This is a genomic window from Pseudomonas putida (genome assembly GCF_001941965.1).
Taxonomy (GTDB): domain Bacteria; phylum Pseudomonadota; class Gammaproteobacteria; order Pseudomonadales; family Pseudomonadaceae; genus Aquipseudomonas; species Aquipseudomonas putida_L.
On record NZ_MKZO01000002.1, the window covers coordinates 26,729 to 51,184 of the forward strand.

Annotated in this window: 19 protein-coding genes; 15 read left to right on the top strand and 4 right to left on the bottom strand. The window is 64.8% G+C overall.

The features are described 5' to 3' along the window. Positions 1-308 precede the first annotated feature (308 nt). Both argF and PSEMO_RS01005 read left to right on the top strand, forming a co-directional pair. On the top strand, positions 309-1,229 hold the full coding sequence (argF, locus tag PSEMO_RS01000) for an ornithine carbamoyltransferase (protein ID WP_075801320.1): 921 nt from the start codon (positions 309-311) through the stop codon (positions 1,227-1,229). Further along, complete coding sequence (locus PSEMO_RS01005) at positions 1,226-2,335, top strand: ABC transporter ATP-binding protein (protein WP_075801321.1); 1,110 nt, start codon at positions 1,226-1,228, stop codon at positions 2,333-2,335. The genes argF and PSEMO_RS01005 overlap by 4 nt, the downstream gene beginning before the upstream one ends. A gap of 121 nt (positions 2,336-2,456) precedes the next feature. Here PSEMO_RS01005 and ybaK read toward each other — a convergent pair whose 3' ends face one another. Further along, positions 2,457-2,927 (bottom strand): Cys-tRNA(Pro) deacylase, encoded by a 471-nt coding sequence (ybaK, locus tag PSEMO_RS01010; protein ID WP_075801322.1) that lies wholly within the window; start codon positions 2,925-2,927, stop codon positions 2,457-2,459. A gap of 302 nt (positions 2,928-3,229) precedes the next feature. Between ybaK and PSEMO_RS01015 the strand changes: the two genes are divergently transcribed. The 11 genes from PSEMO_RS01015 (at position 3,230) to PSEMO_RS01065 (ending at position 15,764) form a co-directional block, all read left to right on the top strand. Continuing rightward, complete coding sequence (locus tag PSEMO_RS01015; RefSeq protein ID WP_075801323.1) at positions 3,230-4,081, top strand: MIP/aquaporin family protein; 852 nt, start codon at positions 3,230-3,232, stop codon at positions 4,079-4,081. Between the two features lie 57 nt (positions 4,082-4,138). After that, a complete protein-coding gene (gene glpK, locus PSEMO_RS01020) occupies positions 4,139-5,638 on the top strand; it encodes a glycerol kinase GlpK (protein ID WP_075801324.1) in 1,500 nt (499 codons plus the stop codon). 138 nt (positions 5,639-5,776) lie between these two features. Then, positions 5,777-6,532 (top strand): DeoR/GlpR family transcriptional regulator, encoded by a 756-nt coding sequence (locus PSEMO_RS01025; RefSeq protein WP_075801325.1) that lies wholly within the window; start codon positions 5,777-5,779, stop codon positions 6,530-6,532. 186 nt (positions 6,533-6,718) lie between these two features. Beyond that, entirely contained in the window at positions 6,719-8,239 is a 1,521-nt protein-coding gene (gene glpD / locus PSEMO_RS01030) for a glycerol-3-phosphate dehydrogenase (RefSeq protein ID WP_086937192.1), read from the top strand. 681 nt (positions 8,240-8,920) lie between these two features. Then, positions 8,921-9,841 carry a glutamate/aspartate ABC transporter substrate-binding protein gene (locus PSEMO_RS01035; protein ID WP_075801327.1) on the top strand — a complete coding sequence of 307 codons (921 nt, stop codon included), beginning with the start codon at positions 8,921-8,923 and terminating at the stop codon, positions 9,839-9,841. Positions 9,842-9,987: 146 nt separating this feature from the next. Next, a complete protein-coding gene (locus PSEMO_RS01040) occupies positions 9,988-10,734 on the top strand; it encodes an amino acid ABC transporter permease (protein WP_075801328.1) in 747 nt (248 codons plus the stop codon). Next, complete coding sequence (locus PSEMO_RS01045; protein ID WP_075801329.1) at positions 10,734-11,405, top strand: ABC transporter permease subunit; 672 nt, start codon at positions 10,734-10,736, stop codon at positions 11,403-11,405. The genes PSEMO_RS01040 and PSEMO_RS01045 overlap by 1 nt, the downstream gene beginning before the upstream one ends. Then, positions 11,402-12,136 carry an amino acid ABC transporter ATP-binding protein gene (locus PSEMO_RS01050; RefSeq protein WP_075801330.1) on the top strand — a complete coding sequence of 245 codons (735 nt, stop codon included), beginning with the start codon at positions 11,402-11,404 and terminating at the stop codon, positions 12,134-12,136. Before PSEMO_RS01045 ends, PSEMO_RS01050 begins: the two co-directional genes overlap by 4 nt. A gap of 51 nt (positions 12,137-12,187) precedes the next feature. Further along, positions 12,188-14,095, top strand: a complete 1,908-nt coding sequence (locus PSEMO_RS01055; protein ID WP_075801331.1) for a sensor histidine kinase — start codon at positions 12,188-12,190, stop codon at positions 14,093-14,095. Beyond that, positions 14,092-15,417 (top strand): sigma-54-dependent transcriptional regulator, encoded by a 1,326-nt coding sequence (locus PSEMO_RS01060; protein ID WP_075801332.1) that lies wholly within the window; start codon positions 14,092-14,094, stop codon positions 15,415-15,417. Before PSEMO_RS01055 ends, PSEMO_RS01060 begins: the two co-directional genes overlap by 4 nt. 20 nt (positions 15,418-15,437) lie before the next feature. Then, complete coding sequence (locus PSEMO_RS01065; protein WP_178391954.1) at positions 15,438-15,764, top strand: GlpM family protein; 327 nt, start codon at positions 15,438-15,440, stop codon at positions 15,762-15,764. On the opposite strand, the gene PSEMO_RS01070 is transcribed toward PSEMO_RS01065, so the two are convergent. Next, entirely contained in the window at positions 15,761-16,756 is a 996-nt protein-coding gene (locus PSEMO_RS01070; protein ID WP_075801334.1) for an alpha/beta fold hydrolase, read from the bottom strand. The genes PSEMO_RS01065 and PSEMO_RS01070 overlap by 4 nt on opposite strands. 296 nt (positions 16,757-17,052) lie before the next feature. Between PSEMO_RS01070 and PSEMO_RS01075 the strand changes: the two genes are divergently transcribed. After that, the gene (locus tag PSEMO_RS01075) at positions 17,053-22,197 is read left to right on the top strand and encodes a dermonecrotic toxin domain-containing protein (RefSeq protein ID WP_075801335.1); all 5,145 of its coding nucleotides are present in this window, start codon (positions 17,053-17,055) and stop codon (positions 22,195-22,197) included. Between the two features lie 93 nt (positions 22,198-22,290). Next, positions 22,291-23,208, top strand: a complete 918-nt coding sequence (metR, locus tag PSEMO_RS01080) for a transcriptional regulator MetR (protein WP_075801336.1) — start codon at positions 22,291-22,293, stop codon at positions 23,206-23,208. 58 nt (positions 23,209-23,266) lie between these two features. Here metR and PSEMO_RS01085 read toward each other — a convergent pair whose 3' ends face one another. After that, complete coding sequence (locus PSEMO_RS01085) at positions 23,267-23,905, bottom strand: LysE family translocator (RefSeq protein ID WP_075801337.1); 639 nt, start codon at positions 23,903-23,905, stop codon at positions 23,267-23,269. 124 nt (positions 23,906-24,029) lie between these two features. Beyond that, entirely contained in the window at positions 24,030-24,428 is a 399-nt protein-coding gene (locus PSEMO_RS01090; RefSeq protein ID WP_075801338.1) for an NUDIX hydrolase, read from the bottom strand. Positions 24,429-24,456 lie beyond the last annotated feature (28 nt).

Consider the following 24,456-nt stretch of genomic DNA (forward strand, 5'->3'; position numbering starts at 1 on the left):
AATTGCCCGCCATCAGCCGGGACGATGGTCCCAGGAGACCGACAAAGCCCCGTCCCTGCGTTGCAAAGTCCTTCCGGGGCAGTGTAAAAAGCTCTCTTGCTCTGGAAAAAGGAGCAGACAGACGGCACGCGTTGTATTCGACCAAGACCGTCGAAGCAGCCCCCACTTGGTAAGACGCGACATTTAATTATAGTATTGCGCCTTCCCCTATTTCGTCGCCCCGTGCGGCTTACGCCGCAGGTCCCCTCCGTGTTTCCGAAAAACCGGTAATGGCTGATCTGCGGTCTGTTGCAAAAAGGTAGTCAATGATGAGCGCTAGGCACTTTCTCTCCCTGATGGATTTCACCGCCGATGAACTGGTCAGTGTGATCCGCCGAGGGATCGAGCTGAAAGACCTGCGTAACCGCGGCGTACTCTTCGAGCCCCTGAAAAACCGCGTGCTGGGCATGATCTTCGAGAAATCCTCGACCCGTACCCGGCTGTCCTTCGAAGCCGGCATGATCCAGCTCGGCGGCCAGGCGATCTTCCTCTCCCCGCGTGATACCCAGCTGGGCCGCGGCGAGCCGATCGGCGACTGCGCCATCGTCATGTCGCGCATGCTCGATGCAGTGATGATCCGGACCTTTGCCCACAGCACCCTGACCGAATTCGCCGCCAACTCCCGCGTGCCGGTGATCAACGGCCTGTCCGACGACCTGCACCCGTGCCAGCTGCTGGCCGACATGCAGACCTTCCTCGAACACCGCGGCTCGATCCAGGGCAAGACCGTGGCCTGGATCGGCGACGGCAACAACATGTGCAACAGCTATATAGAAGCGGCGATCCAGTTCGACTTCCAGCTGCGCGTCGCCTGCCCGGAAGGCTACGAGCCGGATCCGCGCTTCGTCGCCCAGGCCGGTGACCGCGTGCAGATCGTCCGCGATCCGAAGGAAGCGGTGCGCGGCGCCCACCTGGTGAGCACCGACGTCTGGACCTCCATGGGCCAGGAAGACGAAACCGCCCGCCGCCTGGAGCATTTCGCACCGTATCAGGTGACCCGCGAGTTGCTCGACCTGGCCGCCGCCGACGTGTTGTTCATGCACTGCCTGCCCGCCCACCGTGGCGAGGAAATCAGCATGGACGTACTCGACGACCCGCGTGTCGTCGCCTGGGACCAGGCTGAAAACCGCCTGCACGCCCAGAAGGCACTTCTCGAATTCCTTGTTGAACCGGCCTATCACCACGCATGAGTCAGCCTCTGTTGCTCAACCTGCGCAACCTCGCCTGCGGCTATGGCGAGGCGCGCATCGTCCAGAACCTCAACCTGCACCTGAACGCCGGCGATATCGGCTGTTTGCTGGGCTCCTCGGGTTGCGGCAAGACCACCACCCTGCGCGCCATCGCCGGCTTCGAGCCGGTGCATGGTGGCGAGATCAGCCTCGCAGGCGAAGTCATTTCCAGGGCCGGGTTCACCCTGGCTCCGGAAAAGCGCCGGATCGGCATGGTGTTCCAGGACTACGCCCTGTTCCCGCACCTGACCGTGGCGCAGAACGTCGCCTTCGGCATCGGCAAGCACCCGCGCCAGCAGGACGTGGTCAAGGACATGCTGGAACTGGTCAAGCTCGACGGTCTTGGCGGGCGCTATCCCCATGAACTGTCCGGTGGCCAGCAGCAACGGGTGGCCCTGGCCCGTGCCCTGGCGCCCGAGCCGCAGTTGCTGCTGCTCGACGAGCCGTTCTCCAACCTCGACGTGGAACTGCGCCGGCGCCTCAGCCATGAGGTCCGCGACATCCTCAAGAGCCGCGGCACCAGTGCCATCCTGGTCACCCACGACCAGGAAGAAGCCTTCGCCGTCAGCGACCATGTCGGGGTGTTCAAGGAAGGCCGCCTGGAGCAGTGGGATACGCCATACAACCTGTACCACGAGCCGGCCACGCCGTTCGTGGCGAGTTTCATTGGCCAGGGTTACTTCATCCGCGGGCAGTTGCTCAGCCCGGAAACCGTGCAGACCGAACTGGGTGAACTGCGCGGTAATCGTGCCTATACCCTGCCGGTGGGCGGTGCGGTGGACGTGCTGCTGAGGCCTGACGATATCGTGCATGCCCCGCAAAGCGCCCTGAACGCGCAGGTCATCGGCAAGAGCTTCCAGGGGGCTTCGACCCTGTATCGGCTGCAATTGGCGACCGGTACCCAGCTGGAAGCGATTTTCCCGAGCCATCTGGATTACCAGATGGGTCAGGATGTGGGGATTGCAGTGGCGGCGGATCACCTGGTGCTGTTTGCGGCGTCGGGTAGTGTCGAGGCCAGGCTGCCTGCCGGCGAGAACGGCGTTCGCCGCTACAGTTCCGCTAGTTGACTCGTTCCCTGTGGGAGCTGGCTTGCCAGCGATTTGGCCAGATCTGACAACATCATTGCTCAGGCCGGCCTCATCGCTGGCAAGCCAGCTCCCACAGGGGTTTGTGTGAAGGCTACTTTTTCTACTCTTTGCCGATCGCCGCAAACTTGCCCTGGGTATGCTCCGCCAGCACCCCCGCCGCCAACTCCACTTCCAGCCCCCGCCGCCCGGCACTGACGTGGATGGTCGGAAATTCCTCCGCAGATTTATCGATAAACGTCCTCAGACGTTTCTTCTGACCCAGTGGGCTGATTCCTCCAACCAGGTAGCCGGTTGAACGCTGCGCCGCCGCCGGATCCGCCATCTCGCACTTCTTCGCCCCTGCCGCCTGTGCCAGAGCCTTCAAGTCCAGGGTCCCCACCACCGGCACCACCGCCACCAGCAACTCGCCTTTCTCGGTCGCTGCCAGCAACGTCTTGAACACCTGCTGCGGGTTCAGATTCAGCTTCTCGGCCGCCTCAAGGCCGTAGGACGCGGCTTTCGGGTCGTGTTCATAACTGTGAATGCGATGTTCGGCGCGAACCTTCTTCAACAGATCCAGGGCAGGGGTCATGCAGGGCTCCAACAGCGATGTTCGGTTTCGATTCGCTGGCTACTGTAGGACAAATCCCGACACACAACCATCCGCTTGTAGGACAAGGCCTGGACGACTTGTGGGCCACCAGTCAGTTTATGAATCACGGTTCGCTTTCGACCTTTGACATCAGCGTTTCTTGTCTATATTTTTTCGTTTCTGAATATAGGTGCCCTTATAAAGTGCACCCGCACACCCCGCCTGACCGGAAATGGGGATTTCCGCCGGGCTTTCCGTCGAGCGCTCACTGCGCCTCACAACAACAAGAACCGAGGTATCGAATGACGACTGCTCTACAACAACCGACGTTGTCCAGCCAATGCATGGCGGAATTCTTCGGCACCGCGCTGCTGATCTTCTTCGGCACCGGGTGCGTCGCCGCGCTCAAGGTCGCGGGTGCCAGCTTCGGCCTGTGGGAAATCAGCATCATCTGGGGGATCGGCGTGAGCATGGCGATCTACCTGACCGCCGGGATCTCCGGCGCGCACCTGAACCCGGCCGTGAGCATCGCCCTGTGCCTGTTCGCCGGTTTCGAAAAAGGCAAACTGCCCTTCTATATCCTCGCCCAGGTCGCCGGCGCCTTCTGCGGCGCGGCGCTCGTATACGCGCTGTACAGCAACCTGTTCTTCGATTACGAACAGACCCATGCCATGGTCCGCGGCAGCCAGGCCAGCCTCGAGCTGGCCTCGGTGTTCTCCACCTACCCACACCCGGCCCTGTCCACCGGCCAGGCCTTCCTCGTCGAAGTGGTGATCACCGCAATCCTCATGGCCGTGATCATGGCCCTGACCGACGACAACAACGGCCTGCCCCGCGGCCCGCTGGCACCGCTGCTGATCGGCCTGCTGATCGCCGTGATCGGCAGCGCCATGGGCCCGCTGACCGGCTTCGCGATGAACCCGGCACGGGATTTCGGGCCCAAGCTGATGACCTTCCTTGCCGGCTGGGGCGAAGTGGCCTTTACCGGCGGTCGTGATATTCCCTACTTCCTCGTTCCGGTGTTCGCGCCGATCATGGGAGCCAGTCTCGGTGCCGCCCTGTACCGCGGCGTGTTCGCCCGCAGCCTGCCCGATGCCGCTGCGGCAACCGCCCCGAGCGACGACAACGCTCAAGGCAAGACCCAGGCGTCCTGATCCGCACCGCGATCAGCGAACCCTGACTCCTACCCTATTCACTGCAAGGCCAACGACATGACAGACCTTCAGAACAAGAACTACATCATCGCCCTTGACCAGGGCACGACCAGTTCGCGGGCCATCATCTTCGACCGTGACGCCAACGTGGTCGGCACCTCCCAGCGCGAGTTCGCCCAGCACTACCCGCAAGCCGGCTGGGTCGAGCACGACCCGATGGAAATCTTCGCCACCCAGAGCGCGACCATGGTCGAAGCCCTGGCCCAGGCCGGGATCAGCCATGACCAGGTCGCCGCCATCGGTATCACCAACCAGCGCGAAACCACCGTGGTCTGGGACAAGGAAACCGGGCGCCCGGTCTATAACGCCATCGTCTGGCAGTGCCGGCGCAGCACCGAGATCTGCGAGCAGCTCAAGCGTGACGGCCTGCAGGACTACATCCGCGAAACCACCGGCCTGGTCACCGACCCGTACTTCTCCGGGACCAAGCTGAAGTGGATCCTCGACAACGTCGATGGCGTGCGCGAGCGCGCCGAACGCGGCGAACTGCTGTTCGGCACCGTGGATACCTGGCTGATCTGGAAGTTCTCCGGCGGCAAGGTGCATGTCACCGACTACACCAACGCCTCGCGGACCATGCTGTTCAACATTCATACCCTGCAATGGGATGAAAAAATGCTCGAAGTGCTGGGCATCCCGAAACAGATGCTGCCGCCGGTACGCCCGTCCTCCGAGATCTACGGCCACACCAAGAGCGGTATCGCCATCGCCGGTATCGCCGGCGACCAGCAGGCCGCGCTGTTCGGCCAGATGTGCGTGGAACCGGGCCAGGCCAAGAACACCTACGGCACCGGCTGCTTCCTGCTGATGAACACCGGCGACAAGGCGGTGCAGTCGTCCCACGGCCTGCTCACCACCATCGCCTGCGGCCCCCGCGGCGAAGTGGCCTACGCCCTGGAAGGCGCGGTGTTCAACGGCGGCTCTACCGTGCAGTGGCTGCGCGACGAGCTGAAGATCGTCAACGACGCCCATGACACCGAGTACTTCGCCAGCAAGGTCAAGGACAGCAACGGCGTGTACCTGGTGCCGGCCTTCACCGGCCTCGGCGCGCCCTACTGGGATCCGTATGCCCGCGGCGCCCTGTTCGGCCTGACCCGCGGGGTCAAGGTCGATCACATCATCCGCGCCGCCCTGGAGTCCATTGCCTACCAGACCCGCGACGTCCTCGACGCCATGCAGCAGGACTGCGGTCAGCGCCTCAGCGCCCTGCGCGTGGACGGCGGCGCGGTAGCCAACAACTTCCTCATGCAGTTCCAGGCGGACATCCTCGGCACCTGTGTCGAGCGCCCGCAGATGCGCGAAACCACGGCCCTCGGCGCTGCCTACCTGGCGGGCCTGGCCTGCGGTTTCTGGAGCGGCCTGGACGAGCTGCGCGGCAAGGCGCTGATCGAGCGCGAGTTCACCCCGCAACTGGAAGAGGCGGCGAAGGAGAAGCTGTACAGCGGCTGGCTCAAGGCGGTCGATCGCACCCGCGATTGGGAGCCGCACGAGGAATAACGTTTCAGCAGCGTGGCGCAGTCTGTTCGATCAGCAACAGACTGCGCTGCATGCCATGCCGAAGCCGCGTTCAGACTGGTCCCCGGCCCCTTCCTCCGGCATCATTGCAGCATTTTTCGGCCGCCCTGAAGGACGCCCATGAATCTGCCTCCCCGCCAACAACAAATTCTCGAACTGGTCCGTGAACGCGGCTACGTCAGTATCGAGGAAATGGCGCAGTTGTTCGTCGTCACCCCGCAAACCATCCGCCGCGATATCAACCAGTTGGCGGAGGTCAATCTGCTGCGCCGCTATCACGGTGGCGCGGCCTACGACTCCAGTATCGAAAACACCGCCTATGCCATGCGCGCCGACCAGATGCGCGACGAGAAGCAGCGCATCGCCGAAGCCGTGGCCCGGCAGATTCCCGATCATGCTTCGCTGTTCATCAATATCGGCACCACCACCGAATCCATCGCCCGCGCCCTGCTCAACCACAACCACCTGAAGATCATCACCAACAACCTGCATGTGGCGTCGATCCTCAGTGCCAAGGACGATTTCGAAGTGCAACTGGCTGGCGGCACCGTGCGCCGCGACGGCGGTGTGGTGGGCCAGGCCAGCGTCGATTTCATCAGCCAGTTCAAGGTCGACTTCGCCCTGGTCGGCATCAGCGGCATCGACGAGGACGGCAGCCTGCTGGACTTCGACTACCAGGAAGTGCGGGTGTCCCAGGCGATCATCGCCAACGCGCGCCAGGTGATTCTGGCTGCCGACTCCAGCAAGTTCGGGCGCAACGCCATGGTGCGCCTGGGTTCGATCAGCCTGATCGACTGCCTGGTGACCGACCAGGCACCGGTCAGCGCCCTGACCCAGTTGCTCAACCAGCACAAGATCCGCCTCGAAGTCGTCTGATCCCGCCTCCGGCCGCCACCGCACCCGGTGGCGGCGTCAATGTTCGAAATTTTTCATTTGTTTGTAACCCGATCAGTATTTTCTATGAAAAGTCACTGGCCGGCGGCTTTTCGTTCGGCTAACATTTTCGAATACGAACATTCATGTTCATAAAAGATATCAAAACGACTTTCGAGAGGCCGTGCCGTGTCCCATTCCAGCGCTCCCATCCTTGCCGAAATCTATGACGTCGCCGTCATTGGTGGCGGCATCAATGGTGTCGGCATCGCCGCCGATGCTGCCGGACGCGGCCTGTCGGTGTTCCTTTGCGAAAAGGACGACCTGGCCAGCCACACCTCCTCGGCCAGCAGCAAGCTGATCCACGGCGGCCTGCGCTATCTCGAACATTACGAATTCCGCCTGGTGCGCGAGGCCCTGGCCGAACGCGAGGTGCTGCTGGCCAAGGCGCCGCATATCGTCAAGCCGATGCGTTTCGTCCTGCCGCACCGCCCGCACCTGCGCCCGGCCTGGATGATCCGTGCCGGCCTGTTCCTCTACGACAACCTCGGCAAGCGCAAGAAACTCGGTGCCTCACGCAGCCTGCGCTTCGGCGACGGCAACCCGCTGAAGGCGGAGATCACCCGCGGTTTCGAATATGCCGACTGCGCCGTGGACGACGCCCGCCTGGTGGTGCTCAACGCCATGGCCGCCCGTGAACGCGGCGCGCACATCCTCACCCGCACCCGCTGCGTCAGCGCCAGCCGCCACGGCAAGCTGTGGAACGTGCAGATCGAGCGCGCCGACGGCAGCCTGCAAAGCATCCAGGCCCGTTCGCTGGTGAATGCCGCCGGCCCGTGGGTGGCGAAGTTCATCAAGGATGACCTGCATCTCGACGCGCCCTACGGCATCCGCCTGATCCAGGGCAGCCACCTGATCGTGCCGAAGTTCTACGAGGGCGAGCACGCCTACATCCTGCAGAACGAGGACCAGCGCATCGTCTTCTGCATCCCCTACCTGGAACGCTTCACCCTGATCGGCACCACCGACCGCGAATACAGCGGCGACCCGGCCCGGGTGCAGATCACCGAGGAAGAAACCGGCTACCTGCTCAAGGTGGTCAACCAGCACTTCAAGCAGCGCCTGAGCCGCGACGACATCCTGCACACCTATTCCGGCGTGCGCCCGCTGTGCAACGACGAGTCGGACAACCCTTCGGCGGTGACCCGCGACTACACCCTGGCGCTGTCCTCCGAGGACGGCCAGGCGCCGCTGCTGTCGGTATTCGGCGGCAAGCTGACCACCTACCGCAAGCTGGCCGAATCGGCCATGGGCGAACTGGCGCCGTGGTTCACCCAGATGACCGGCAGCTGGACCGCGACTGCGCCGCTGCCGGGCGGTGAAGGCATGAGCACGCCACAGGCCCTGTGCGACGAGATCCTCGCGCGTTTCGGCTGGCTGCCGGCGGCGCTGGCCAAGCGCTGGGCGCTGACCTACGGCAGCCGCACCTGGCAGTTGCTGGACGGGGCGAAGGGGCCGGAAGACCTGGGTGAGGCGCTGGGCGGCGGGTTGTTTGGCCGGGAAGTGGATTATCTGTGCAGGGAAGAGTGGGCGGTATCGGCCGAGGACATCCTGTGGCGGCGCAGCAAGTTGGGCCTGTTCATGAGCGAGGGTGAGCAGCAGAACCTGGTTGGTTATCTGCAGCGCCGGGAGTTGAGCCAAGCTGCCTAATTTTTCAGTGCTGCTGAAGGCCCTATCGCTGGCAAGCCAGCTCCCACAGGTTCACCACTGTTCTTGAGAACACCGCTGTACCTGTGGGAGCTGGCTTGCCAGCGATAGGCATAGGTATCTACACATCTCTCGCTCAGAAACGGATGGCGGGTCAACGCAGAATCTGTAGGAGCGTGGCTTGCCCGCGAAGGGCCGCAAAGCGGCCCCAAAACCATCCAGCACGAGCTAGATGGAGAGCGCTTTTCTGGAATCAGCGCCTGCTCGACTGCTGTACTCCAGATACTCGGCGTGGCAGGTTTTGGGGCCGCTTTGCGGCCCTTCGCGGGCAAGCCACGCTCCTACCTGAATTGCGTCAGCCTTCAGCCCTAGTTGTGTAGATACCCATGCAGCGATAGGGCCCGAAAGAGCAACACATGAAACAAGATGTTTACTCGGCGTTCGGTTTCCCGAACGCTCTACCCCGCCCCATTCGGCCTACCGGATATCCCGCGCTGTAAAACCCCCGTCAAAAACCTCTGCTACCCCTGTAGGACGGGCTTCGCTGATCGAAATCACGGCCTGGCACGACTCATGCTCTACACTCACAACCCGAATGCGCCGATGTGGAAACGCAGCGGTCGCTGAACGAACGGCCGGCCAACGGCCTCATAAGAAAAACAAACACACCTCGAGGAAAATTCGATGCGTATCGTTCGTCATCTGTTGGGCGCTGCAATCGCGGCCGCCGTGATCTCTTCCCCTGTCATGGCCGAAGAGCTCACCGGCACCCTGAAAAAGATCAAGGACTCGGGCACCATCACCCTGGGCCACCGCGACTCTTCCATTCCGTTTTCCTACCTGGCCGGCAAGCCGGAGCCCGTGGGCTACTCCCATGACATCCAGGTCGCCGTGGTCGAACACCTGAAGAAAGAGCTGAACGCTCCGGACCTCAAGGCCCGCTACAACCTGGTCACCTCCCAGACCCGTATCCCGCTGGTGCAGAACGGCACCGTCGACCTGGAATGCGGCTCCACCACCAACAACGTCGAGCGCCAGCAGCAGGTTGCCTTCTCCGTCGGCATCTTCGAAGTCGGTACCCGCCTGCTGACCAAGGTCAAGGACGGACAACCCACCTACAAGGACTTCCCGGACCTGGCCGGCAAGAACGTGGTGACCACCGCCGGTACCACCTCCGAGCGCCTGCTCAAGGCGATGAACGCCGACAAGCAGATGAAGATGAACGTGATCTCCGCCAAGGACCACGGCGAAGCCTTCAACATGCTGGAAAGCGGCCGCGCCGTGGCCTTCATGATGGACGACGCCCTGCTCGCCGGCGAAATGGCCAAGGCCAAGAAGCCGGCCGACTGGGTCATCACTGGTACTCCGCAGTCCTACGAGATCTACGGCTGCATGGTGCGCAAGGACGACCCGGCCTTCAAGAAAGCCGTGGATGACGCCATCGTCGCCCTGTACAAGTCCGGCGAGATCAACAAGATCTACGACAAGTGGTTCCAGCAGCCAGTACCGCCAAAAGGCCTGAACCTGCAGTTCCCGATGAGCGAAGAACTGAAGAAGCTGATCGAGAATCCGACCGACAAGGCTGCGGACGAAAAGCAGTCCTGATCCACGCCTGATGCCGGACGTGGCTGATCCGAATGCACGAATCAGCCACACGGCCACTCACTAGTGTCTAACCTTTCCCCCGAGGGCGCGCGCGCCCCCGGTGCGGGAAGGTGCCCGTGAAACAACCTATCCGAGGGGAGACCCCGATGAATTACAACTGGGACTGGGGCGTATTCTTCAAGTCCACCGGCGTGGGCGACGAAACCTATCTGGACTGGTACATCACCGGCCTGGGCTGGACCATCGCCATTGCCATCGCCGCCTGGATCATCGCCTTGCTGCTGGGCTCGGTGCTCGGCGTGATGCGCACCGTGCCGAACCGCCTGGTATCGGGCATCGCCACCTGCTACGTGGAACTCTTCCGCAACGTGCCGCTGCTGGTGCAGCTGTTCATCTGGTACTTCCTGGTCCCCGACCTGCTGCCCGAAGGCCTGCAGGAGTGGTTCAAGCAGGACCTCAACCCGACCACCTCGGCCCTGATCAGCGTGGTCATCTGCCTCGGCCTGTTCACCGCCGCGCGGGTCTGCGAACAGGTGCGCACCGGCATCCAGGCCCTGCCCCGCGGCCAGGAAGCCGCCGCCCGGGCCATGGGCTTCAGCCTGTCGCAGATCTACCGCAACGTCCTGCTGCCCCAGGCCTACCGGATCATCATTCCGCCGCTCACCTCGGAATTCCTCAACGTCTTCAAGAACTCGTCGGTAGCCTCGCTGATCGGCCTGATGGAACTGCTCGCGCAGACCAAGCAGACCGCCGAGTTCTCCGCCAACCTGTTCGAAGCCTTCACCCTGGCGACGCTGATCTACTTCACCCTGAACATGGGCCTGATGCTGCTCATGCGCATGGTCGAGAAGAAGGTCGCGGTCCCCGGCCTGATTTCCGTGGGAGGTAAATGATGGAACTGGACTTCAGCGAAATCATCCCGGCCCTGCCCGCCCTGTGGGACGGCATGCTGATGACCCTGAAACTGATGGTCATGGGCGTGGTCGGCGGTATCGCCCTGGGCACCATCCTCGCCCTCATGCGCCTGTCGTCGAGCAAGCTGCTGGCCAACGTGGCCGGTGCCTACGTCAACTACTTCCGCTCGATCCCGCTGCTGCTGGTGATCACCTGGTTCTACCTGGCAGTGCCGTTCGTGCTGCGCTGGATCACCGGCGAAGACACCCCGATCGGGGCGTTCACCTCCTGCGTCGTGGCCTTCATGATGTTCGAGGCGGCCTACTTCTGCGAGATCGTGCGTGCCGGCGTGCAGTCGATCTCCAAGGGCCAGATGGGTGCGGCACAGGCCCTGGGCATGACCTACGGCCAGACCATGCGCCTGATCATCCTGCCCCAGGCGTTCCGCAAGATGACCCCGCTGCTGCTGCAGCAGAGCATCATCCTGTTCCAGGACACCTCGCTGGTGTACACCGTCGGCCTGGTGGACTTCCTCAACTCGGCTCGCGCCAACGGCGACATCATCGGACGCTCCCATGAGTTCCTGCTGTTCGCCGGCGCCGTCTACTTCGTCATCAGCTTCTCCGCTTCCTTCCTGGTCAAGCGTCTGCAGAAAAGGATAACCGTATGATTTCCATCAAGAACGTCAACAAGTGGTACGGCGACTTCCAGGTGCTGACCGACTGCAACACCGAGGTCAAGAAAGGTGAAGTGGTGGTGGTCTGCGGGCCGTCCGGCTCCGGCAAGTCGACCCTGATCAAGTGCGTCAACGCCCTGGAACCCTTCCAGAAGGGCGACATCATCGTCGACGGCACCTCGATCGCCGACCCGAAGACCAACCTGCCCAAGCTGCGCTCCCGGGTCGGCATGGTGTTCCAGCACTTCGAGCTGTTCCCGCACCTGAGCATCACCGAGAACCTGACCATCGCCCAGCGCAAGGTGCTCGGCCGCAGCGAAGCGGAAGCGACCAAGAAGGGCCTGGCCCTGCTCGACCGCGTCGGCCTCTCGGCCCACGCCAAGAAGCACCCCGGCCAGTTGTCCGGCGGCCAGCAACAGCGCGTGGCGATTGCCCGGGCGCTGTCCATGGACCCGATCGTCATGCTCTTCGACGAACCGACCTCGGCGCTGGACCCGGAAATGGTCAACGAAGTACTGGACGTGATGGTCGAGCTGGCCCACGAAGGCATGACCATGATGTGCGTGACCCACGAAATGGGCTTTGCGCGCAAGGTCGCCAACCGGGTGATCTTCATGGACAAGGGCAACATCATCGAGGACTGCCAGAAGGATGACTTCTTCGGCGATCCGTCGGGCCGCCACGAGCGCACCCAGCACTTCCTCAGCAAGATCCTGCAGCACTAAGCAAACAGCGCCCCGCACACGCGGGGCGCTGGTCGTTACAAGGCCTCTGTGATGAAATGCGACCCTACGCTTTTTCGCCCAGCCAAGCCTGCCCTTGCCGTGAAACCCCGTCTCATCCGCCAACTGCTGATTCCGCCGCTGATCCTGCTGCTGACGATCGGGCTCGGTGTCGCCGGTTACCTGGTCAGCGAGCACAACGGCATCCGCACCTTGAGCGACAACGGCGAGCGCCAGCTCGAGCTGCACGCGCGCACGGTCGAAAGCGAAATCAGCAAGTACACCTACCTGCCCAGCCTGCTGGAGCTGGAAGACAGCGTGTCGAAGCTGCTCACCGAACCCGACGGCGAACACCGCCAGGCGGTCAACGAATACCTCGAGGGCCTGAACCGCCGCAGCCGCAGCCGGGCGATCTTCGTCCTCGACACCACGGGCCGGGTCCAGGCCACCAGCAACTGGCGCGACGTCGACAGCTTCCTCGGTGAAGACCTGTCCTTCCGTGCCTATTTCCAGGACGCCGTGCGCGGCCAGCCGGGGCGTTTCTACGGTATCGGCAGCACCACCGGCGAACCCGGCTACTTCCTCGCCCACGGTCTGGAAGAACACGGCAAGATCATCGGCGTCGCAGTGATCAAGGTGCGCCTCGAAGCCCTTGAAGAACGCTGGCAGCGCGCGCGCCTGGAAGCCTTCGTCACCGACGAGAACGGCATCATCATCCTGTCCAGCGATCCGGCCCGGCGCCTGAAGTCGGTACGCCCGCTGACCGCGGAAGTGAAAGAACGCCTGGCCCGCAGCCTGCAGTACTACTGGTTCTCCCTCAACGAGCTGCAACCGCTGGCCCGGGAAAAACTCGGCGACGACCAGGAGAAGCTGACCTTCCCGGCCAACGCCCGCCTGGAGGACGGTACCCATGAGGTGTCCTACCTGGCCCAGACCCGCCGTCTTGCCGATACCCCCTGGCACTTCACCCTGCTGACCCCGCTGCAGGACCTGCGCCGCGAATCGATCATCCAGGGCGTACTGGTTGCCATCGCCTTCGCCCTGCTGACCATCCTCGCCATCGCCTGGAACGAGCGGCGCAAGGTGATCGCCACTCGCCTGGCGGCCCGGGAAGCCCTGGAAGAAGCCAACAACCAGCTGGAACGCAAGATCGCCGAACGCACCGCCGACCTGCGCGCCAGCAACGACCGCCTCAAGGCGCAGATCCGCGAACGCCGCCAGGCCGAGGAAACCCTGCGCCATGCCCAGGACGAACTGGTCCAGGCCGGCAAACTGGCGGCCATCGGACAGATGTCCACCAGCATTGCCCACGAGCTGAACCAGCCGCTGGCGGCGCTGCGCACCCTGTCCGGCAATACCGTGCGCTTCCTCCAGCGCGGCTCCCTGGAAATCGCCAGCGCCAACCTGCTGACCATGAACGACCTGATCGACCGCATGGGCCGCATCACCGCCAGCCTGCGCTCCTTCGCCCGGCGCGGCGACGACCGCGGCCAGGCCTCGCTGGCCAAGGCGGTGGACGCCACCCTGCAGGTGCTCGCCGCGCGTATCGAAGGCTGCCACCTGAAGCTGCACAGCAATTACAGCGAGCAACAACTGAAGATCGACCAGACCCGCCTGGAGCAGATCCTCGTCAACCTGATCGGCAACGCCCTCGACGCCATGGCCGCGGTGCCGCTGCCGGAGCTGTGGCTGGAAGGCGAGGTGCAGGACGGCAAATACCGCCTGCGCGTACGCGACAACGGCCACGGCATCGATGACGAGGCGCGCAAGCACCTGTTCGAACCCTTCTTCACCACCAAACCCGGCGAGCACGGCCTGGGCCTCGGCCTGACCCTGTCCGCCAGCCTCGCCGCCGCCGCCGGTGGCAGCCTGAACGTCGAGCACCCCGCCAGCGGCGGCACCGCGTTCGTCCTCAGCCTGCCGCTGCTCCCCGCGCCCACTGAACCCGCCGAGTCCTTATGAACACATCGCCCCTGACCGTTTTGATCGTCGAAGACGACCCGCATGTGCTGCTCGGCTGCCAGCAGGCGCTGGCCCTGGAAGATATCGTCAGCGAAGGCGTGGGCAGCGCCGAACAGGCCCTGGAGCGGATCGGCGACGATTTCGCCGGGATCGTCGTCAGCGACATCCGCCTGCCCGGCATCGATGGCCTGGAACTGCTGACCCGGCTCAAGGCCCGCGACAGCAGCCTGCCGGTGGTGCTGATCACCGGCCACGGCGATATCGACATGGCGGTGGGCGCCATGCGCAACGGCGCCTACGACTTCATGGAAAAGCCCTTCTCGCCGGAGCGCCTGGTCGACGTGGTGCGCCGCGCCCTGGAACAACGTGGCCTGGCCCGGGAAGTCTTCGCCCTGCGCCGCCAACTGGCCGAGCGCAGTACCCTGGAAGGCCGGATCATCGGACGCTCGCCGGCCATGCAGAACCTGCGCGAGCTGATCGCCAATGTCGCCGACACCTCGGCCAACGTGCTGATCGAAGGCGAGACCGGCACCGGCAAGGAGCTGGTCGCCCGTTGCCTGCACGACTTCAGCCGCCGCCAGGGCCAGCCCTTCGTCGCCCTCAACTGCGGCGGGATGCCTGAGAACCTGTTCGAGAGCGAGATCTTCGGCCATGAGGCCAACGCCTTTACCGGTGCGGGCAAGCGACGCATCGGCAAGATCGAGCACGCCAATGGCGGCACGCTGTTCCTCGACGAGATCGAGACCATGCCGATCAACCTGCAGATCAAACTGCTGCGGGTCCTGCAGGAACGCACCCTGGAGCGCCTCGGTTCGAACCAGAGCATTCCGGTGGACTGCCGGGTGATCGCGGCGACCAAGTCGGACCTGGAAGCCCTGGGCCAGAGTGGCCAGTTCCGCAGCGACCTGTACTACCGGCTCAACGTGGTGACCCTGGAACTGCCGCCGCTGCGCGAGCGCCGCGAAGACATCCTGCAGTTGTTCGAGCACTTCCTCCAGCAATCCTCGCTGCGCTTCGACCGCGAGGCGCCGCAACTGGACAGCCAGACCCTGTCACGTCTGATGAGCCACGACTGGCCGGGCAACGTGCGCGAGCTGCGCAACGTCGCCGAGCGCTTCGCCCTCGGCCTGCCGGCGTTCAAGAAGGCCGGCGCCGCCACCTCGCAGGGGGTGGGTTTCGCCGAGGCGGTGGAAGCCTTCGAGCGCAACCTGCTGAGCGACGCGCTGCAACGCACCGGGGGCAATCTCAGCCAGGCCAGCCAGGAGCTGGGCATGGCCAAGACCACCCTGTTCGACAAAGTCAAAAAGTACGGACTGGGCTGAGGACGAAGCGAATGGACCTGATACTCAAGGCCTGTCTCGGCGCTGCGGTGGTGGTGATCCTCGCCATGCTGGCCAAGACCCGCAACTACTACATCGCCGGGCTGGTGCCGCTGTTTCCCACCTTCGCCCTGATCGCCCACTACATCGTCGGCAAGGGCCGTTCGCTGGACGATCTGAAGACCACCATCGTCTTCGGCATGTGGTCGATCATTCCGTACTTCGTCTATCTCGCCGCGCTGTATTTCCTCGTGGATCGCCTGCGCCTGGAAGCCTCGCTGGCCCTGGCGGCGCTGGCCTGGCTGGTCGCGGCAGGCATTCTCGTCAGCGTTTGGGTGCGCCTGCACTAACGCTGGGCGATATGACGGATATCGTCGGCCCGGTGTGATTGCAGGTACGGCAGCACCGCGGCCAGCAGCGCCGCCTTGAACGGCTCCTGGAAACGATGGGCCAGGCCGGGAATCAGGGCCAGTTGGCTGCCCTGGATATGCGCCGCCAGGTGCACACCATGCATCACCGGCAACAGCGGGTCGGCGGTGCCGTGGACCACCAGGGTCGGCACCCGCAGGCGATTGAGCAGCTCGACCCGACTCGGCTCGGCGAGGATCGCCATGATCTGGCGCTTCACCCCGTCCGGATTGAAGGCGCGGTCATAGGACAGCGCCGCCTGATGCAACAGCACCTGACGATCATCCTTCACCTGCGGGCTGCCCAGCGCGGCCAGCAGGTCGGCCTGCTGCTCGATGGCCACCTCGCGGTTCGGCGCACTGCGCTGGGCCAACTGGCGGATCAGCGCCGGGCTCGGGGCCGGCAGGCCCTGGGCGCCGGAGCTGGACATGATCAGGGTCAGGCTCTCGACCCTGTCAGGCGCCATGGCGGCGACATGCTGGGCGATCATCCCGCCCATGCTCACGCCCAGTACGTGGAAGCGTTCGGCGCCCAGGTACTGCATCAGTTCCAGGCCGTCCTCGGCCATGTCTTCAAGGGTATAGGGCGCATTCACCGACAAGCCCAGGCGATAGCGCACCAGCTCGTAGGTCAGGCTGGCGTCGGCGGGCGGCTGGTTCCAGTGCGACAGGCCGACATCGCGGTTGTCGTAGCGGATCACCCGGAAGCCCTGGTTGCACAACGCCTCGACCACCTCGTCGGGCCAGTGGATCAGTTGCCCGCCCAGGCCCATGACCAGCAGCAGGGCCGGATCGCTGGCGCGGCCGACGCTTTGGTAGGCGAGGCTGACCTGTTGCAGTTGAGCCTGCTGGACCGGCGCGTGCACATCGCAGCGCGGCGCGGCCCACGAAGAACAGGCGCATAACAGCGCCAGAAGAAATAAATAAACCCGCATGGAAGAAACACCGAAAACGAAATCCCCAGTAGAGCGCGAGTGTGATGATGTTTGTGCCAGCGCGCTGCCACAGTTCGGTGACAATTTCATGAACCCTGCCGAGTGGCCTTGTGTTGCCATTGCGGGCCCTATCGCTGGCAAGCCAGCTCCCACAGGGACCGCAGGCGCCGCAAAACCCTGTGGGAGCTGGCTTGCCAGCGATAGGGCCGGGAAGAACAACACATAACTACCGCCCTGCCCCTGATGGCTTGCCCTGAAATCCGCCTTTCCCGGCCCACTCTCAAGGACAAGCCCCCATGCTCGACACCCCGGACCACCCCCTGACGGACGTGGTCGATTTCGACCTCACCCGCCACCTCGATAGCCCCCGCCACCTCGACGAAAACCTGTTCCTCGCTGCCACCCGCGCCTTGCAGCAAAGCCGCCAGCGCCTGTTCGAGCTGCTGCGCGACGCCCCGGCCATCGATATCGGGCAAACCCGCGACGAACGCGACCATCAGTGGCAGGCCTGGTGGAACGGCCGCGCGCGCCATACCGCCGTCGCCCGCCACACCGACGCCGCCGGCCATTTTCGCCGGCATTACCAGGCGGCCTGCGCCCTTGCCTTCGCCGAGGGCCGGGTGAACAGCGAACACCTGCCAGACCTGCACCACACCCGCCAGGCCAGCATCCCCCACGGCCGCCTGGCTTCTGGCAGCCAGCGCTCCCTGCCCGGCGCACTGGTGATCGCCGGACACCTGCTCTACCTGCCGGGCCATAGCCCGGCGTTGCAGGCGTTCGACAACCACACGGCGCTGGAGCAATACCTGCTGGACCGCCAGGACCTGCTCGACGGCTGCGTCGGCATCGACCACGAAAGCGTTGCCGCGCCGCTGGACAGCGCCTTCAAGCGCCTGCTCGGTGCCGTGCGCATCCGGCGCCTCGACGCCGACACGGCAGAGGCCGCCCTTGCCTTCGATCACTGGCGCTGCAGCACGCCCTTGCTGGCCGAGGCCCCGGCCATCCCCCTGCTCGACGACGAAGCCCCGCGCAGCGCCGACAGCTTCGGCAGCCTCTATCACGACCTGCCCTTCAGCGCCCGGGTGGCCAAGGTCGAGCAACAGCTCGCCGCCTTCGAAACCCTGGCCGAGGCCAACGCCGGACAACTGCCGGCCAGCCTGCTCGACACCCTCGATACCCTCGACGGCACGGAAGCCGCCAGCTTCGCCGCCGCCTCGGCCTTGCTCGCCGCAACCGTCCCCGACCGCACCAGCGAGCATTACCAGGCACTGAAACAGGCGCGGATCACCGGCCTGCGCGCGGAGGCGGATATCCAGCAGGCGCTGGGCTTGCTGGACAACCCCCACCGCGCCCTGCTCGACGCCGTACTGCTGGCCCCGCAAGCCGCACAACGCCTGGACCCGGTGATTGCCGCCACGCTCTACCTGCAACGCCACGACCAGCTCGGCGTGCATGAGCTGGAGGGCGTGCTGCTGCTCGGCCACAGCGATGACCAGGGCCAGTTGTCCGCCGCCCAGCCGGTGTTGCTTTGCTGGCCGGGCGCTGGCGGCGGTCTGCAAGGCTTCGCCTCGCGCCAGGCTCTGGAGCGGGAGTTCTTCAAGCTGGCGCCTGGCACCAACAGCCTCGGCGTCCTGCCCCTGGCCGAAGATGCCTTCGACCACAGCCTCGCCCGGCAGCTATCAAAATATGAAGCCGCCCTGCGCGAGTTGCAGGCCATCAGCAGCGGTGCATCTCTTGAAGCGGGCCTGCACGCCTTGCGCGAGGACGCCCTCGACACACTGCGGGTACCGGCCCATGCCGCTCGCGATAGCGCGCGCCAGCATCTGCTCGAACAACAGCGCAGCCTGATCCTCTCCCGCCAGGCCCCGGCCTGGTTGCACCGGCTCGGCGCCAGCGAGCGCCAAGCCTTCAAGGGCCTGATCGAGGACTATCTCGGCGCCGTGCACCGCTCGCGCAGCTACCTGGCCGCCGCCCTGCCGTTGCGCGGCGAATTCGCCCGCCACCAGGTCGCCGGACGCCTGCGCCAGGCCTTCGACCTGAGCCGCGACGTACAGGTGCAACTCGACCTGCCGGACAGCGTCACCTACGGCCGCGACCCTGTCCCTGGCTCGGGCGCGCCGGGGACACCGGTCAAGCTGATCACGGTGCCGAGCAGCGCGCGCAGTCGTCTGAGCCTCGAGGATCTGGCGCTGCAGAACATCGACCTGCCCATGCAGCAGCGCCTGCACTTCATGCAGGTGCTGGTCAGCGGCGGTGACAGCGCCGAGCAGGCCCGGGTCCTGGCCGGCATCACCCAAGACTGGCTGGGCGCCATGGTCAGCGATCTGGACGTGGCCCAGCGTTATGAGCAGAAAATCCTCGGCGCCTTCATGGGCACCGGCAACGAAGCCACCTTCGCCGCCGAGCATCGCGAAGAATGCCTGCTCGACCCGCTGCGCCTGATGTTGCGCATCCAGGGCGAAGCGGCCCTGCGCCAGCAGCGGATCGACGCACAGGGCAAGGCGTTGCTGGATGCCGCCATCGACCAGGGCAACCACCACGCCAGCCTCCTGCCGGTGCTCCTGGCCAGCGGCGGTGAGGACACCGAAGGCCACGCCAGCGGGCTTTCCGGTGTCACCCTGATCCACGCTGCCGACACCACCCTGCTCTACCTCCCGGACAGCCCCGACGGCCAGTTCCTGCGCCAGTTCGACAGCCTGGAAAGCGCGCGCAAGGCGCTGTTCCGCCTGTGCTTCGACGCAAGCATGGCCGAGTACCTGGCCGGCCGCGCCCTGGAGGGCGAGGTCGCCGCCCATGTCAGCCGGATCAATGCGGCCTGTGTCCGCCAGTTCGACGGCTTCATCGCCATCGGCCTGGCCTGGCCAACGGGCACCGGGCTGGCTGCGCACCTGTGCGATGCGCACAAGGGCCGGTTGATCGTCGCCCACCGCTCCACCTCGCGCTCGCGCCACGACCTGTTCATGGAGCGCTACGCCCTGGAAAGCGGCATGGTCTTCAACTACATCAGGATGGCCCTCGGCGCGGTGCCCTTCGTCGGCACCCTGGTGGCGGCCTTCGATGGCTGGCTGGCGGCCAACCAGGCGGCCGCGGCGTTTCAGCGCGGCGACAGCGGCGAGGCACTGCAACAGCTCGAGTGGGTCTTGATGAGCCTGCTCGACGGCGTGATGGACCTGCTGCCGGGGTTCAGTATCGATCCGGCAGTGCTGCGCCGGATCACCCGCCAGCGCACGCTGAACGGCCTGGCCCGCCTGCCCGCCCGGCGTATCGCCGGACGCACGGCAGTCCAGCGTTTCAGCGGCTACGAATACGCCGACGAACTGTCCCTGGCCGGCATCCTCCCGGACAACGACGGTATCTACCGGCACGCCCAGGGCAATTTCATCGTCAATCATGGCCGCCCGTACCAGGTGACCTTCGACCAGGCCCGGCATACCTGGCGCCTGGCCGGCACCCCGGCGAAACGCTACCCGCAACCGATCGCCCGCGACGACAGCGGCCAGTGGGACACCCATGGCGCGCTCTACGGCGTCAACGTGATCAGCCCGGTCAGCGGCGGCGGCAACGTCATCGGGGTGATCGCCGACGGCCTCGACCCACTGTGGCCGGCGGTGATCCGCGAGCGCCTGCCGCGCTGGTGGGTCGATCCCGGCCTGCGCCGCCTGCGGGCCCTGCAACACAGCACCGACTACCAGTTGCGCGAACTGCACCGGCTGAACCTGAGCACCGGCGAGGAGCAGCGCCTGTTCAACCGCATGACCGACGATGGCCAGCGCTACCGCCAGGCGGAAAAGCTGGCCAACCAGTACGCCTGGGAGCGGCAGATCGCCGACAAGGTCTACCCCGAACTGGAGGAACTGGCGCAACTCAGCGCCGGCAACAACCGTACCCGCGCCCGCGACCTGATGAGCCGGGTCGCCTGGCTGCAGGTCAACCGCATGGCCAACGAGCTCAACGGGGTCAAGCGCAGCGCCACGGAAATCCTCGACCAGGTCGACAAGCTGGTCGACCAGACCCGCAACACCCCGGCCACCGACGTCGCCCGCCATCTCGAGATCATGAAGCGGCGCAAGGTCCTGCGGGTCCAGTTGATCGGCAAGCTGCAGGCGGTGGCCAACTACACCCACGCCATCGAGCTGTGGAGCAAGCGCATCACCAACGCCACGCAGAAAGCCAAGGTCGCCGCCGACATCAGCTACGCACGGCGCAACTTCAACCAGGCCACCTGCGACATCCTCAAGGTGCGCAACTACCTGGAAGTGATCAACCGCTACGAAACCGCCACCGACGAATCCTGGTTCTACCTGCAGATTCCGGTGGCCCAGGCGCGGACCGAAGTCGACCGCAGCCTCAACAACCTGTTCCACCTGCCGGAAGTCCGCAGCAGCGGCGACCAGCGCAAGCGCATGCTGGAAGCCTGCATCGACACCTTCGAGCGCTACGGCTACAACCTGCGGGCCTGGTCCACCAGCTACGCACACTGCTTCGACCATGACTTCGTCGAGCCGCTGCTGGAGCACCTGCAATCGATCAGCGAACTGGCCGAGCGCTGGAAACAGAAGATTCCCGAGCCCGCCGCGAAACCGGCCGCGGTGCCCGGACGCGGTCCATCGGTGGCGCGTAAACTGTTCGAGACCGAGGACCACCAGTTCTTCATCGGCATTGAGGAAGATGCCGGCGGACCGCAACGGCGCATCACCATCAACCGGGTCAATGACCGCACCGAGGTTTATGTCCCTGGCAGTGCCGGGCGCTGGCGCCGGCTTGACGAGCCGGGCAGTTCGAAGCCGGGAACACCGGTGGACATCCACCGCCTGCTGCGCGAAGCCCGCGAACGCCTGGACAAGCTGCCGGCCTACCGGGACAAGGTCGACAGCTACGCCCGCAGCGACATGCTGCCGCGCGACCTGGAGCATCTGCTGCTCAGCGAGGCGGGCGAACTGCGGGTCCGCGCCGAGCGTATCGCCGAACAGAACCCCCAGGCCGAGCTGATCGCCACCCTGCGGCACACGGCCGACGAACTGGTCGCCAGCGGACGGACCCTGCGCATCCGCCAGTCACTGGCGAGCAAGACGCCCAACGAGGGCATGCTCGATTACCTCATCGAGCACAAGGCCGTGGATATCCGCAAGATCGGCACCCTGGGCAAACTGCCCAAGCGCATCGAAGGGCAAGCGGATTACCTCCTCGAATACGAGGTCCGCGACCTGACCCGGGGCCAGCCCTACAGCCTGTGGTACGCGCATTTCCACTACCCGTCGCAGAGCCCGGGCTTCGAGCGTTTCACCAAGGCCCACCTGAAGACCGCCGAGCAGCGCCGCCTCGGCCTGCAATGGCAACTGGCCCAGGGCGAGGGCGCCGAGCGCATCTGGCGCGGTGATATCGGCCGGCCGATGGCGAAAAAGCACTTCGCCGAGCTGTTCCGCCTGCCGGCCTCGCAATAACCGTTCGGGCAGCGCCGGTCGACAGCCGGCGCTGCATGAGACAAACTCACCGCCATTCCGTTTTCCTCAAAAATTCCTCATGGAGAATGCCGGGTGCTGGAAATCCGCCATCTGAAAACCCTGCACGCCCTGCGCGAAGCCGACAGCCTGGTGGAGGCCGCCGAGCGCCTGCACCTGACCCAATCGGCGCTGTCGCACCAGTTCAAGGAGCTGGAAGAACGTCTGGGCATGCAGTTATTCGTGCGCAAGACCAAGCCGATTCGCTTCACTAGCGCCGGCCTGCGCCTGCTGCAACTGGCCGACGCCACCCTGCCGCTGCTGCGCGGTGCCGAACGGGATATCGCCCGCCTCGCCGGTGGTACCGCCGGGCGCCTGCACATGGCGATCGAATGCCACAGCTGCTTCCAGTGGCTGATGCCGACCATCGACCAGTTCCGCGATGCCTGGCCGGAAGTCGAGCTGGACCTCGCCTCGGGCTTCGCCTTCGCGCCGCTGCCGGCCTTGGCCCGGGGCGACCTCGACCTGGTAGTGACCTCCGACCCGCTGGACCTGGCCGGGATCACCTATGTGCCGCTGTTCACCTACGAGGCCATGCTTGCCGTGGCCAACCAGCACGCGCTGGCCAGCAAGCCCTACGTGGTACCGGAGGACCTGGCCCGGGAAACCCTGATCACCTACCCGGTGGAGCGTGATCGCCTGGATATCTTCACCCGCTTCCTGGAGCCGGCCGATATCGAACCGGCGCAGGTGCGCACCTCGGAGCTGTCGGTGATGATGATGCAGCTGGTGGCCAGCGGCCGTGGCGTGTGCGGCATGCCGCACTGGGCGCTGCACGAGTACAGCTCGCGGGGCTATGTGAAGGCCAAGCGCCTGGGGGAGAAAGGCCTGTTCGCCACGCTCTATGCGGCGGTGCGCACCGATATGCTCGATGCGCCGTACATGCGCGATTTCCTGCTAACTGCCAAGGACACCTCATTCTCCACGCTCGATGGTGTCAGTGCGGTGAGGTAAAGCTGCAAGCCAAACGCAGATTACTTGCCGCTTGCAGCTTGGCGCTTGAAGCTCCGGATCAAGCCAGCTTGCGCTGCTCCTGCACCAGGCGCAGCGCCAGGGCGGCGAGGACAAAGCCCATCACATAGCGTTGCAGCATCAGCCACAGCGGATAGCGCATGAACCAGGCGGAAATGCCGGCGGCGAACAGCGCGATCAGCAGGTTGAAGGTGAAGCTCACGCTGATCTGGGTAAAGCCAAGGATCAGGCTCTGGGCCAGCACCGAGCCGTGCTCCGGGGTGATGAACTGCGGCAGGATCGACAGGTAGAACATCGCCACCTTGGGATTCAGCAGGCTGGTGAGAAAGCCCATCAGCACCAGCTTGCGCGGCGAGTCCGGGACCAGCTCGCGCGGCTCGAAGGGCGAACGGGCACCGGGTTTCACGGCCTGCCAGGCCATCCACAACAGGTAGGCGGCACCGGCCCAGCGCAGGATGTCGTAGCCCAGCGGCACGGCCATGAACAGCGCGGTCAGGCCGATGGCGGCGGCGGTCATATGGATCAGGAAGCCGGCGACCACACCGAGCAACGAGGTCACCCCGGCCATGCGGCCCTGGCAGATGGAGCGGGAGATCAGGTAGATCATGTTCGGTCCCGGGGTCAGGACCATGAGCAGGGCGGCGCCGGTGAACAGCAGCCAGTCGTTGAGGGGGATCATCGAGAGCACTCCTTTGCAGTGGGTTCTTTGTTGTTCTTCAGGGCCTCATCGCTGGCAAGCCAGCTCCCACAGTGTCCGCGGCGCCGCTGAACCTTGTGGGAGCTGGCTTGCCAGCGATGGTGGTTCAGTCACCACGATATAGCGGCAGAATCAAATCCCGGGTCAACGGCGCCAGCTCCAGTTCCCCGGCACTCACACCATCCACCCACACCGCCTCTTCGATCTCGGCAGCAGGCTTGACCTCCCCCGCCGTCTCCACCCGAAACAGCTCGCACACCACCTCGAACCCCGGCTCGTTCGCGGCCGGTGCGCTGAAGTTGCCGAGATAACTGGCCTGCGCCTCATCGATGCGCAACCCCAGCTCCTCGAACAGCTCCCGCGCCAGCGCCTTGACCGGCGCTTCGTCCGCCTCGATCTTGCCCCCCGGCTGCATGAACGCCAGGGTGCCGCGCTTGCGTACCAGCAGGGTCTGTCCGCGCGGGTCGATCAACAGGGCGGCAGCGATACGGATGGTCTTGCTCATGGCGACAGCTCACAGCGAAAAAAAAGAC

What these genes read in the sequence shown, in the direction of transcription:
- argF (WP_075801320.1), top strand. Translation starts at nt 309, where the DNA reads ATGAGCGCTAGGCACTTTCTCTCCCTGATGGATTTCACCGCCGATGAA.
- PSEMO_RS01005 (WP_075801321.1), top strand. Translation starts at nt 1,226, where the DNA reads ATGAGTCAGCCTCTGTTGCTCAACCTGCGCAACCTCGCCTGCGGCTAT.
- ybaK (WP_075801322.1), bottom strand. Translation starts at nt 2,927, where the DNA reads ATGACCCCTGCCCTGGATCTGTTGAAGAAGGTTCGCGCCGAACATCGC.
- PSEMO_RS01015 (WP_075801323.1), top strand. Translation starts at nt 3,230, where the DNA reads ATGACGACTGCTCTACAACAACCGACGTTGTCCAGCCAATGCATGGCG.
- glpK (WP_075801324.1), top strand. Translation starts at nt 4,139, where the DNA reads ATGACAGACCTTCAGAACAAGAACTACATCATCGCCCTTGACCAGGGC.
- PSEMO_RS01025 (WP_075801325.1), top strand. Translation starts at nt 5,777, where the DNA reads ATGAATCTGCCTCCCCGCCAACAACAAATTCTCGAACTGGTCCGTGAA.
- PSEMO_RS01035 (WP_075801327.1), top strand. Translation starts at nt 8,921, where the DNA reads ATGCGTATCGTTCGTCATCTGTTGGGCGCTGCAATCGCGGCCGCCGTG.
- PSEMO_RS01040 (WP_075801328.1), top strand. Translation starts at nt 9,988, where the DNA reads ATGAATTACAACTGGGACTGGGGCGTATTCTTCAAGTCCACCGGCGTG.
- PSEMO_RS01045 (WP_075801329.1), top strand. Translation starts at nt 10,734, where the DNA reads ATGGAACTGGACTTCAGCGAAATCATCCCGGCCCTGCCCGCCCTGTGG.
- PSEMO_RS01050 (WP_075801330.1), top strand. Translation starts at nt 11,402, where the DNA reads ATGATTTCCATCAAGAACGTCAACAAGTGGTACGGCGACTTCCAGGTG.
- PSEMO_RS01055 (WP_075801331.1), top strand. Translation starts at nt 12,188, where the DNA reads ATGAAATGCGACCCTACGCTTTTTCGCCCAGCCAAGCCTGCCCTTGCC.
- PSEMO_RS01060 (WP_075801332.1), top strand. Translation starts at nt 14,092, where the DNA reads ATGAACACATCGCCCCTGACCGTTTTGATCGTCGAAGACGACCCGCAT.
- PSEMO_RS01070 (WP_075801334.1), bottom strand. Translation starts at nt 16,756, where the DNA reads ATGCGGGTTTATTTATTTCTTCTGGCGCTGTTATGCGCCTGTTCTTCG.
- PSEMO_RS01075 (WP_075801335.1), top strand. Translation starts at nt 17,053, where the DNA reads ATGCTCGACACCCCGGACCACCCCCTGACGGACGTGGTCGATTTCGAC.
- PSEMO_RS01085 (WP_075801337.1), bottom strand. Translation starts at nt 23,905, where the DNA reads ATGATCCCCCTCAACGACTGGCTGCTGTTCACCGGCGCCGCCCTGCTC.
- PSEMO_RS01090 (WP_075801338.1), bottom strand. Translation starts at nt 24,428, where the DNA reads ATGAGCAAGACCATCCGTATCGCTGCCGCCCTGTTGATCGACCCGCGC.